Here is an 11,341-nt window from a genome sequence, read left to right as displayed (position 1 = left end):
CTCTTCCTGGTTCGATTGGGATGCGTTGAGACCAGGTGGTCAGCAGGAGGCATGCCAGCGATGATGCGGGCCGGAAAAGCGCGACGGGGAGGGCATTCGCCCTCCCCGTCGAAGACCGTTCCCGAGTGGCAGGGTTACTTGCCGCTCTGACGGATCGCTGCCCAGACCTTCTCGGCGGTGAAGGGGATATCGAGGTGGGTGATGCCGAAGGGCTCGAGCGCGTCGATGACCGCGTTGGCCACCGCCGGGGTCGAGCCGATCGTCGCCGCCTCGCCGATCCCCTTGGCGCCGAGCGGGTTGATCGGCGTCGGGGTGACGGTCGCGTCGGTCTTGAAGACCGGGAAGTAGCTGGCCTTCGGGACGGCGTAGTCCATCAGGGTGCCGGTCAGGAGCTGGCCGTTCTCGTCGTAGCGGATTTCCTCCCAGAGCGCCTGGCCGATACCCTGCGCCAGCCCGCCGTGGACCTGACCCTCAACTAGCATCGGGCTGATGCGCACGCCGCAGTCGTCGACCGAGTAGTAGTCAAGCAGCTTGACCTCGCCGGTGTCGGGGAAGACTTCGACCACGGCGACGTGCGTGCCGAAGGGGAAGGTCTCGTCTGCGGGCTTGAAGAAGTTGGTGGCCTCCAGACCCGGCTCCATGTCCTCCGGGATCTTGCCGCCGTAGGCCGCCTCGGCGATCTCGGCCAGGGTCACGCCGCGGTCCGGCGCCCCCTTGACCCGGTACTTGCCGTCCACCAGCTCGATGTCGTCGACCGAGGCCTCCAGCAGGTGCGCCGCGATCTTGAACGCCTTCTCGCGGATCTGCTCGACGGAGAGCATCAGCGCGCCACCGCCGACGGCCAGTCCGCGGCTACCCATCGTGCCGTTGCCCTCCGGCGTGTTGCTGGTGTCGCCGTGGTGGACGACCACCTGATCGAAGTCCGCACCGAGGTTATCGGCGACGATCTGGGCGAAGGTCGTCTCCTGCCCCTGCCCGTGGGGCGAGATACCGGTGTAGACCGACACCGAGCCGGTCGGCTCGACACGGACGTGCGAGCTCTCGAAGGGGCCGAAGCCGCAGATCTCGACGTACGAGGCGAGGCCGATCCCGACGTACCGCCCCTGCTGGCGGGCTTCCGCCTGCATCTGCCGGAGCTGCTGGTAGCCCGACACCTCCAGTGCCTTGTCGAGCGCCTTGGCGTACTCGCCGGAGTCGTAGCGCTCGCCCGTCACAGTCGTCACCGGGAACTTGTCCGGTGGGATGAAGTTGACCCGCCGCACCTCGGCCGGGTCCAGCCCGGTGGCGTCGGCCACCAGGTCAATGGCCCGTTCGATGTAGTAGGCCGCCTCCGGTCGTCCGGCGCCGCGATAGGCGCTGACCGGCATGGTGTTGGTCAGGATCCCCATCGCGCGCGTTTCGATGGCCGGGATGTCGTAGCAGCCGACGGCCATCGAGGTGGTCGTGGGCGCCAGGTAGGCGCCGCGCGCGTCGGCCCCCTGGTCCTGCATGACCGTCATCCGGTAGGCGAGGATCTTCCCGTTCTTCTCGGCCGCGACCTCAATATCCGCGATCTGCGCCCGGCCGTGGTTGGTTACCTGGAAGTTCTCGCTGCGGGTCTCGATCCACTTGACGGGCCGGTTGATCAACCGGGTCAGGACGGCGAGGATGAAGTCCTCCGGGTACGCCCCGATCTTGACGCCGAAGCCGCCGCCGACCTCGGGCGCGATGATCCGTACCTGGCTCAGGCCCAGACCCAGCACCCCGGCGATCGCCTTCCGGTTCCAGTGCGGCGCCTGGGTCGAGGACCAGACGGTGACACCGCCGGTAGTCGGGTCAGGTGCCGCCGCCACAGCGCGCGGCTCCATCGGCACACCCGACAGCCGCTGGCTGACGATGCGCTGCTTGACCACCACGGGCGCCCGCTCGAATGCCCCGGCGACGTCGCCCTGGGTGTGGGTCACATCCACCGCGATGTTGCCAGGCTTGTCGTCGTAGAGCTGCGGCGCGCCCTCCGCCATGGCCGCCTCAATGCTCGCCACGACCGGCAGCGGCTCGTAGTCCACCACGACCGCATCCCGCGCGTCGCGCGCGGCGTAGGCCGACTCGGCGACGACGACAGCAACCGGCTCCCCGAGATAGCGAACCCGATCCGTGGCCAGGGAGGTGAATGCCCCCTCCACGGCGCCCTTCTGGAGATCGGCCGCCGTGTAGACGCCGAACACGCCCGGCATCGCCGCGGCCTGCGAGGTGTCGATCCCGGTGATCCGAGCATGGGCGTACACGCTGCGGACGATCGCCACGTGCAACATGCCCGGGAGGCGGAGGTCGTCGACGTAGGTAGCCCTCCCTGTAATGAGCCGCGGATCCTCTTTGCGCCGGACCCGCGCGCCGACATATTCGCTGATGACCAAGCTCGCCATACCCGCTCCTTCCCTACCCTAGGACAGCGCTCGCCCGCGTCTGCGCCCTCGGCTACCGATTCGGGTGCGGGGCTATTGTAACGGTGCTTCCCATTATCGTCGATAGGTGAGCGTCTCGGCACACCGAGCGTAGACTTACATTTCGTCACAGAGGTCAGCCACCACGGCACGGGTGAGCCGCACGATGTCGTGTGGCCGGATACGCAGCATAGTGCGATCGCTGCCGCCCCCGCCGAACACGACCGACTCGTCGAGCACGGCGCGGTCGACCACCACCGGCACCGGCGTGAGGTGCCCCACCGGCGGGGTGCCGCCCGGCTCGTACCCGGTGAGGTCACGCACCACCTGCGGTGGCGCCAGCTTCGGCTGGCGCAGACCGCTCGCGGCGGCCAGACGCGCACGGCTGACCCGCGCCGTCCCGCGCACGATCGCCAGCACGCAGTTCCCGTCCTTGCCCTGGAAGAGGAGCGACTTGACGATCTGATCCGGGGGAACGCCGAGCGCCTCCGCCGCCAGTGGCACGGTGGGTGTCGGCTGGTCCGGGAACAGGATTTCCGCGTCGATGTCTTGCTCGGCGAGGTAGCGCGCCAGACGGTCTGGACCCGCCTCCGGCTCCCCGCCGGGGTTGGACGGCTGCGCCGCCCCGTCAGCCCTCCACGTTGACGATCCGCGCATGGAGCACTGCCGCAGGTGTCTGGATCTCGACCTCCTCGCCCTCACGGTGCCCGAGGAGGGCGCGACCGAAGGGGGACTCGTTGGAGATACGGCCGGCTGCCGGCTTCGCCTCGACGGCGCCGACGATGGTGTAGGTCTCCTGCGCGCCGTCGATCTCAATCGTCACCGTCGAACCGAGCCGCACGACGCGCGCGTCACCGTTGGGTGCCTCGTCGATCACTTCGGCGCGACGCAGGATATCCTCGATCTCGCGGATCCGCCCCTCGATGAACGCCTGGTCGTGCTTGGCCGCGTCGTACCCGGCGTTCTCGCGGAGGTCGCCCTCCTCGCGCGCCGCCTGGAGCGCCTGCGCGATCTCCACACGCCGCCGGTTCACAAGGTCATCCAGCTCGTCCTGAAGCGCCTTGAGGCCTTCTTTGGTGATGGGGATTCGCTCCCGCTGCATAAGCCCGTTCGCTCGCTTCCCACGTTGTTCGCGTGCTTACATGCCTTGACGTCCACAAAATGAGAGGCAGCGAGACCAATCGCCGGTGTCGCAACCCCCGGCGGTTGGACCGCTTGCCCTGGTGCGTGGGCAAAACTTTACACCTCCAGCGTCTCGGCTGCAACCGATATGCCACGGACCGGTCGGAGCGGTGCCGGTATACAGCCGCCTCCACGCGACTGCCCGCTGATCCGGGTCTGGCGGGGTATCTCGCCCGCGTGCGACACTGGCGGAGGAGGAAGGAGGTGATCCGTGGCACAGTGGGAAACGGTCGCCATCATCGGCGCCGGGACGATGGGCGGGCAGATCGCCCTGACGCTGGCCGGGCGCGGCGTCCCGGTCCGCCTCTACGACCCCGCACCTGAGGCGCTCACCGCCGCGCGCGACCGCGTCGCGGCCGAGGCGGCGCGGCTGGTCGACGAGGGCGTGCTCGCCGGGCCGGCGGCCGCCATCAGCGCGCGGGTGGAGGCGGTCAGCACGCTGGCCGACGCCGTGCACGGCGCGTGGCTGGTCATCGAGGCGGCCCCGGAGCGTCTCGACCTGAAGCGCGCGCTCTTCGCCGAGCTGTCGGCGCTGGCGCCGCCGGACGTGATCCTGGCGACCAACAGCTCCTCCTTCCGGAGCCGCCTGCTGGCCGACGTGACGCGGCACCCGGCGCGCCTGCTCAACACCCACTTCTACCACCACCCCTGGCAGCGGAACGGGGTGGAGCTGATGACCTGCGGCCAGACCGACCCGGCTGTGATCGAGCGGGTGGCGGCCTTCCTCCGGGCGACCGGCTTCCTGCCGGTCGTGGTGCGGGGGGAGAGCACCGGCTTCATCTACAACCGGATCTGGCGGGCGATCAAGCGGGAGAGCCTGCGCGTGGTGGCCGAGGGGCTGGCCACGCCGGAGGAGGTGGACCGGCTCTTCTGCCTGGCGCTCGGCGCCCCGGTTGGCCCCTTCGGTCTGATGGACCGGGTGGGGCTGGACGTGGTCGCCGACATCGAGCGGAACTACGCGGCGGAGTCCGGGCGGCCCGAGGACGAGCCGCCGGCCTTCCTCGACGAGATGGTGCGCGCCGGGCGGCTCGGCATCAAGACCGGCCGCGGCTTCTACGACTACCCCGACCCACCCTTCACCCGCCCCAGCTGGCCCCGCCGCTAGCGACGGGGAATAAGCAGCGCGGGACAAGTGGGGGAAGAGAACGACGAGCGGGCCGCGGCCCGCTCGTCGGTGCTGTGAACGGAGTCAGAAACCGCGCTAGTCGGCCACAGCAGCCTGCGCTTCGCGCGCGTAGACCTCCGGGCGGCGGTTCGCCACCGACGGGAGCTGCTGGCGGATGCGCTTGAGCTGCTCGAAGTCGAGATCCGCGATCGCCATGCCGATCCCATCCGGTGCCGTCGCCAGGACGGTGCCCCACGGGTCGACGATCATGCTGCGCCCGTAGTTGGCGCCGTCGGGCTCGTACTTCCCGGTCTGGTTCGCCGCGACGAAGAAGCACTGGTTCTCGATCGCGCGGGCACGGATCAGGATCTCCCAGTGATCCTTCCCGGTGAAGAGGGTGAACGCGGCCGGGAGGAAGAGGATCTCAGCCCCGCGCAGCGTCAGCGCGCGGAACAGCTCAGGGAAGCGGAGGTCATAGCAGATCGCCAGACCGACGGTGTGGCCCTCAATCTCCGCGGTGACGATCTCATTGCCCGGCGAGACAGTGGCCGACTCCTGGGCGCTGACATTCCCGGTGATCTCCACGTCGAAGAGGTGAATCTTCCGGTACTTGGCGACCAACTCGCCCTGGCGGTTGAAGAGCAGGCTGGTGTTGTAGGTGTGACCCGGATCCTCGCTGACCTCCCGGATCGAGCCGGCGAGGAGCCAGATACCCAGCTCGCGGGCCTTTGCCGCGAACGCCTCGCTGGTCGGGCCGGGAATCGGCTCGGCGGCGGCCAGCCCGCCCTCCTTCGGCCCCATGTAATCGACGCATTCCGGCAGGACCGCCACATCGGCACCCGCCGCGGCGGCCCGCTCGACGAGTTCCAACGCGACGCGGATATTCTCCGCCTTGTCGTCCCGCGAGTTGGTCTGAAGGACTGCCACGCGCATGGGGGCTGCTCCTTTCTGGTGTCGCTGTCGTGCCCCCGATTATAGCCGGGCAGCGGCCGACGGTCGCCGGTGCCCCGCTACGCCGAGGCTTCGGCCGGGAGGCGCAGGGAGAGGACGCGGGAGACGCCGTCGTCGCCCATGGTGATGCCGTAGAGGGTATCGGCCCCCTCGATGGTGGCGCGGTTGTGGGTCACCACGACGAACTGGGTGCGGTCGGCGAGGGCTTTCAGCTCGTCCCGCACACGGACCACGTTGGCCTCGTCGAGCGCGGCATCGACCTCGTCGAGGACGCAGAAGGGGCTGGGGTTCACCTTCAGGATCGCAAAGAGGAGAGCCACGGCAGTCAGCGCGCGTTCCCCGCCGGAGAGGAGCGCCAGGCTCTGCAGGCGCTTGCCGGGGGGCTGGGCCAGAATGTCGACCCCGGTCGCGCCATCGTCATCCTGCACCTGCAGCAGTTTGGCCTTGCCGCCGCCGAAGAGGGTGGTGAAGGTCGCCTCGAAGGCCGCCGCCACCTCGCCGAAGGTGCGGTTGAACTCCTCGGCCATCGAGCGGGAAAGCTCGGCCAGGAGCGCCCGCAAGGCCTCACCCGCGGCGTGCACGTCATCGAGCTGGCCGCGGAGGAAGGTGTAGCGCTCCGCCTCGCGCTCGTACTGCTCGATCGCATCCTCGCCGACCAGCCCGATGCGGCGCAGGCGCTCCCGCAGCCGGTCCACCTCTCGCTGGAGGGTGTCCGGGTCGGTGTCGTCGAGGTCGACGGCGTCGAGGGCGGCGTCGATGTCCACCTCCTCGCCCAGGTCATGGGCGGCGCGCTCGCGGAGGAGATTGACCTCGTCCCGACGGCGCTCCAACTCCAGTGTCGCGCGGTCCCGCTCTCGCTCGGCGTCGCGTACCCGCTGCTCGGCGCCGGCGACCGCCTCGCGGGCGGCACGCTCGGCCGCGGCAGCGTCCTCCCGCGCGGCGCGCGCGGGGCCGAGCTGCTCCTCGGCTGCGGCCAGGAGCGCCGCGATCCGCTCCCGCTCGGCAGTGAGGGATTCGACCTCGGCGTCGAGCGCGGCGATCGCGGTCGCGATCTCGCCGGCGCGGCGCTCGGCCTCGGCGATGGCAGCGGCCACCCGCTGCTGCTCGGACTCCAGCCGCTGCTGCTGCGCGATCAGCCCGCGGCGGCGCTCCACCAGGCCGGCCAGGGCCGAGCGTTCGTCTTGCAACCGGGCATCGGGGCCTGCCGTCTCCGCCTCACGCAGGGCGGCCAGGAGCCGCTCCCGCTCCGCGGCCGCCGCCTGCCGGCGCGCCGCGGCCTCCTGCCCGGCGCGCTCGGCCTCCTGCCGGTCCGCATCCAGCCGCGCCAGCCGCTCGGCGACGCCGGCATGGCGCTGCTCCTCTTCGGTCGCGGCGCGCGCTTCGTCGTCCCGGAGTCGCTGCTGGCGCGCGAGAGCCGCCTCCGCCGCGCGGCCGGCCTCGCGGGCGGCGGCGATGTCGTGGTCCAGCGCGTCGCGCTCGGCGCGGAGCCGGTCCACCTCGGCGGCACGCGCCTCCACCTCCGCTCGAGCGGCGTCCAGCTCGCGCTCCAGCTTGCGGCACTCCACCGGGAGGTCGCGCAGCTCCCGCTCGCGGGCAAGGGTGCCGCTCTCCTTGACCCGTGCGCCGCCGGTCACCGCGCCGCTGCTGCGGGTGATCTCCCCGCCGAGGGTCACCACGCTCCAGCCCGGCGGCAGCGCGCGGAGGATGGCGCGGGTTGCGGTCAGGTCGTCGGTGACCACGACCCGGCCGAGCAGCCCGGTCACGACCTGCTCGACGCGCGGGTCGTAGTCGATCAGGTCGACGGCGAGGCCGCGGACGCCGGGGTGGTCGAGCTGCGGCGCGCGAACCGAGCTGCCGCGGACGGTGTCCAGCGGCTGGAAGGTGGCGCGCCCGGCCTGGGTGCGCTTGAGATGCTCGATGGCCCGCTCCGCGTCGCGCCAGCGCTCCACTACGATATCCTGCAGGTGGCCGCCAAGTGCGGCTTCCATAGCCGCTTCCAGTTCCGGCGGGACGATGAGGAGGGAGGCCAGGGTGCCGATGATGCCCTGGAGGTGCCCGGCGCGAGCGGCGTCGAGCACGGCGCGCGTCCCGGCGTAGAGGCCCGCCCCGCTGTCCCGCAGCCGGGTGAGCGCCTCGAGCCGGGTGGTGCGCTCGACCAGGCGCCGCTCGACGGCTTTCATGGCACGCTCCGCCTCGTCGCGCGCGGCGGCGGCCGCACTCAGGGCTGCCTCCAGGCGCTCGCGCTCGGCAGCCAGCTCCGCCAATCGCTCCCGGGCCTCGTCGCGAGCCTTGGTGGCTGCCGCGGCCTGCGCCTCCAACTCGGCGAGGCGCGCCGCGCGGGCGCGCTGCTCGCGCTCGAGCCGCTCCCTTGTGGCGAGCAGGTCGCGCTCCTGCTGATCGAGCAGATCCCGGCGCGACGCAGCCGCGAGAGCGGCCCGCTCGGCTTCGGTAATGGCCTGCTCTGCCTGCCGCAGCGCGGCGGCTAGCCGCTCGCGCTCGGCGCGCGCGGCCGCGTCCGCCTCGGCGAGCCGGGCGATGGCGGCTTCCCGCTCGGCGATCTCTGCGTCGATTTCCTGGAGCGCGTCGCTCGCCTCCTGGGCCTCCTGCGCGGCGGCTTCGGCTTCACCGCGGAGGCGCGCCGCCTCCTGCTCCAGGTCATCGCGTCGCCGTACCTGCGCGGCGCGGCGCTCGGCGGCGAGCGCGCGGCGGTGCTCGATCTCCCGCTCCTCGGCACGCAGGCGGGCGGTCTCGGCAGCCAGACGCTCGACCTCAGCGCGCTGTGCCGCCCCCCGCTGCTCAATGTCAGCCAGGGCAGTCTGCGCCGCTGCGTGGGCCGCCACGGCGGCCTCGACCGCCTGGGCGGCGGCAGCCTCCGCCGCTTCGGCGGCCTGGAGACGCTGTCGCGCGCCCTGCCACTGGTGGGCGTAGAGCCGCAGCAGCGCGGCCTTGAGCCGTTCGCGCACCTCACCCGACTCCCGCGCCTGCCGCGCGGCGCGCTCCAGGCTGCGCAGACGCGGCTCGATCTCGGCCAGCAGATCCTCCAGCCGGGTGCTGTTGGCCTCCGTCTCGGCGAGATGGCGCTGAGCCTCGGCCTGCTTCAACCGCAGCCCGGTGATGCCGGCCGCGTGCTCGAACAACCCGCGCCGCTCCTCCGGCCGCTGGCTCAGAACGGCGTCGACCAGCCCCTGGCCGATGACGGTGTACGCCTGCCCGAGCGAGGCGGTCACCTGGAGCACGTCCTTCAGACGGACGCGCGCGCCGTTGATGAAGTACTGGTTCTCACCGCTCCGGTAGGCGCGGCGGGTGATGGTGATCTCGCTGAACGGGAGGGGGAGATCCCCCGACTCGTTGTCGAGGGTGAGGCTGACCTCGGCCATGCCGAGCGGCGCCCGGGCCGCGCTCCCGGCGAAGATAACATCCTCGGTGCGGCGTCCCCGCAGGCTGGCATAGCTCTGCTCGCCCAGCGCCCAGCGCACCGCCTCAGCGATGTTCGACTTGCCGGAGCCGTTGGGGCCGATGATCGCCGTGATGCCCGGATCGAAGACGAACGTCGTCGGCGTGGCAAAGCTCTTGAAGCCATGCAGTTCGAGGCGCTTCAGCCGCGTCGGCATGCCTGTCCCGTCGTCGCGTCGGTATGTCGTGGATGGAGCCGGGGTTCCGGTGCCGCGCGGCCGAGTCGTCGGCCACCGTCGAAGCCGCGAGGCACGGGGCCGAATGCTACCATCTGTCCGGACACCCGGCAACTGCGCGGGGCGGGACAACTGTGAGGGACGGGCATGCTGATCGGCGCGTCCACCGGGACGCTCTACCCACACCAGCACACCGAGGAAGCCGTCGAGACGCTGGCGCGCCTGGGGTTTCCCACCATCGAGGTGGTGCTGCAGACCGCGGGCGAGTACGAGCCCGGGTTCGTCCGTGATCTGGCGGCTCGGGTCCGAGCGGGTGGGACGGCCGTTGCCTCGGTGCATACTTTCACCGCCCTGCACCCACTGTTCGATCCCTACCCGCGACGGCGCGAGGAGGGACGCCGCGCGCTCCTGCGCGCCATCGACGCGGCCGTCACGCTCGGCGCACGCGTCCTCATCTGGCATGGCCCCACCCGCCGCGAACTCCCCGAGGGCATCACGTCCGAGCGGCTGCGCGCGGTCCTCGCGGACCTGGGCGAGGAGGCCGCCGGGACCGGTGTCACGCTGTCGCTGGAGAACGTGAGCTGGTGCCTGGTGCGGGACGCTTCGAGCGTCCGGGTGGTGCGCGGCTGGGGAGTGCCGGTCGGGTTCACCTTCGACCCGTTCCAGGCCGCCGAGGCGGGGGTCGATGGAGGAGAGCTGATCGACGCCATGCGCGGCGCGCTGGTCAACGTCCACCTGAGCGACCACGCACCCGGCGGGCGCCGACACCTGCCGGTCGGGGAAGGGACTATCGACTGGCAGGCCCTGTTCGCCCGGCTCCGCGCCATCGGCTACACCGGGCCGCTGATCCTCGAAGGGAACTGCGAGGGGGATCTCAGCCGCCTGATTCGCAGCCGCCAGGTCGTAGCCGAGCTTCTGGAGAATTACCTCAGATAACCTGGGGGACGGCCCTCACCCCCGGTGCTCGCGTAATAGGTCCCCTCTCCCAACGTTGGGAAAGGGGCCGGGGGCGAGGGCCGCTCCTGGAAAGGCCGTTGACGCCTGCGGGTGACACACCAATACTGGCGGTGCTGCGATAGCTGGAGCCACAGCACACGACTACTTGAAGGAGGGCACGTCTATGGCCGGGTTGGTCTTCGCTGCGGTGCTGCCGCACGGGTTCCCGATCATCCCCGATCTGAGCGACGACGCCGAGGGCGCGCTCGCCACGCGCGCGGCGATGGAGGAGGCGGGGCGCCGCTGCGCCGCTGCACAACCCGATGTCATCGTGGTCGCCACTCCCCACGGCACAAGGGTGGACGGCGCGATCTGCCTGGCGTCGGTCGCCCGTGGCGCCGGGACGCTACGCTGGGAGGGGCGGCAGATCGAGATGAACATCCCGGTCGACGGCCCGATGACCGACCTCATCGCCGAGCGCGCCCGTGCGCGTGACATCCCGATCGCGATGGCGGGCTTCGCCGGCAACCGCCGGTACCAGAGCTGCATCCCCCTCGACTGGGGCACCATCACTCCACTCTGGTTCCTGGGCCACGGTCGCAACATGGTCGGACACGGCGACGTCCTGGCGCCCGCGCCGGAGGACATCGGCCCCCCGGCCGTGATCGCCACGCCGTCGCGCCTGCTGCCGCGGGAGACGATGATCGATTTCGGCGTAGCCATCGCCGAAGCCGCCGCGCAGAGCGGCCGACGGGTGGCGTTCGTCGCGTCGTGTGACTGGGCCCACACCCACAAGGAGAGCGGGCCGTACGGCTTCCACCCGGACGCGGCCGAGGTTGACGCCAAGGTGGTCGCCGCGCTGAAGGACAACGACCCCGGCCGGTTGATCTCGCTGACCGAGGAAGAGGTACAGAACGCCGCCATTGACGGCCTGTGGCAGACGCTGATGCTGGCCGGTGCCATGGCCCATACCCCGATGCGCGGCGAGGTCCTCTCCTATGAAGCACCGTCGTACTACAGCATGATCGTCGCGACGTTCACCCCGGAGTCGTAGCATGCTCGCCGGGATGACCGGCACCCCCTCATTCACATCCGGGGGAAGAGCACCGGCAGCGGTC

The 11,341-nt window shown here is 71.0% G+C and carries 8 protein-coding genes; 3 read left to right on the top strand and 5 right to left on the bottom strand.

Annotation, left to right across the window (positions count from 1 at the left end; genetic code table 11):
• Positions 1-134: 134 nt before the first annotated feature.
• The 3 genes from STHE_RS01275 to greA all read right to left on the bottom strand — a co-directional run bounded on the left by STHE_RS01275 (position 135) and on the right by greA (position 3,522).
• Positions 135-2,402 carry a xanthine dehydrogenase family protein molybdopterin-binding subunit gene (locus STHE_RS01275; protein ID WP_012870745.1) on the bottom strand — a complete coding sequence of 756 codons (2,268 nt, stop codon included), beginning with the start codon at positions 2,400-2,402 and terminating at the stop codon, positions 135-137.
• Positions 2,403-2,537: 135 nt separating this feature from the next.
• On the bottom strand, positions 2,538-3,077 hold the full coding sequence (locus tag STHE_RS01270) for an aminoacyl-tRNA deacylase (RefSeq protein ID WP_012870744.1): 540 nt from the start codon (positions 3,075-3,077) through the stop codon (positions 2,538-2,540).
• Complete coding sequence (gene greA, locus STHE_RS01265) at positions 3,049-3,522, bottom strand: transcription elongation factor GreA (RefSeq protein WP_012870743.1); 474 nt, start codon at positions 3,520-3,522, stop codon at positions 3,049-3,051. The genes STHE_RS01270 and greA overlap by 29 nt, the downstream gene beginning before the upstream one ends.
• Before the next feature lie 291 nt (positions 3,523-3,813).
• On the opposite strand from greA, the gene STHE_RS01260 reads away from it, so the two are divergent.
• On the top strand, positions 3,814-4,707 hold the full coding sequence (locus tag STHE_RS01260; protein ID WP_012870742.1) for a 3-hydroxyacyl-CoA dehydrogenase family protein: 894 nt from the start codon (positions 3,814-3,816) through the stop codon (positions 4,705-4,707).
• A gap of 96 nt (positions 4,708-4,803) precedes the next feature.
• On the opposite strand, the gene STHE_RS01255 is transcribed toward STHE_RS01260, so the two are convergent.
• Both STHE_RS01255 and smc read right to left on the bottom strand, forming a co-directional pair.
• On the bottom strand, positions 4,804-5,640 hold the full coding sequence (locus STHE_RS01255; RefSeq protein ID WP_012870741.1) for a carbon-nitrogen hydrolase family protein: 837 nt from the start codon (positions 5,638-5,640) through the stop codon (positions 4,804-4,806).
• Positions 5,641-5,717: 77 nt separating this feature from the next.
• Entirely contained in the window at positions 5,718-9,269 is a 3,552-nt protein-coding gene (gene smc, locus STHE_RS01250; RefSeq protein ID WP_012870740.1) for a chromosome segregation protein SMC, read from the bottom strand.
• Between the two features lie 165 nt (positions 9,270-9,434).
• Between smc and STHE_RS01245 the strand changes: the two genes are divergently transcribed.
• On the top strand, positions 9,435-10,223 hold the full coding sequence (locus STHE_RS01245; RefSeq protein WP_012870739.1) for a sugar phosphate isomerase/epimerase family protein: 789 nt from the start codon (positions 9,435-9,437) through the stop codon (positions 10,221-10,223).
• A gap of 184 nt (positions 10,224-10,407) precedes the next feature.
• Positions 10,408-11,277, top strand: a complete 870-nt coding sequence (locus STHE_RS01240) for an aromatic ring-opening dioxygenase subunit LigB (RefSeq protein ID WP_012870738.1) — start codon at positions 10,408-10,410, stop codon at positions 11,275-11,277.
• The last annotated feature ends 64 nt before the right edge of the window (positions 11,278-11,341 follow it).

It is taken from the genome of Sphaerobacter thermophilus DSM 20745 (assembly GCF_000024985.1).
Lineage (GTDB): Bacteria > Chloroflexota > Chloroflexia > Thermomicrobiales > Thermomicrobiaceae > Sphaerobacter > Sphaerobacter thermophilus.
This window is presented reverse-complemented; position numbering and strand designations above follow the sequence as displayed.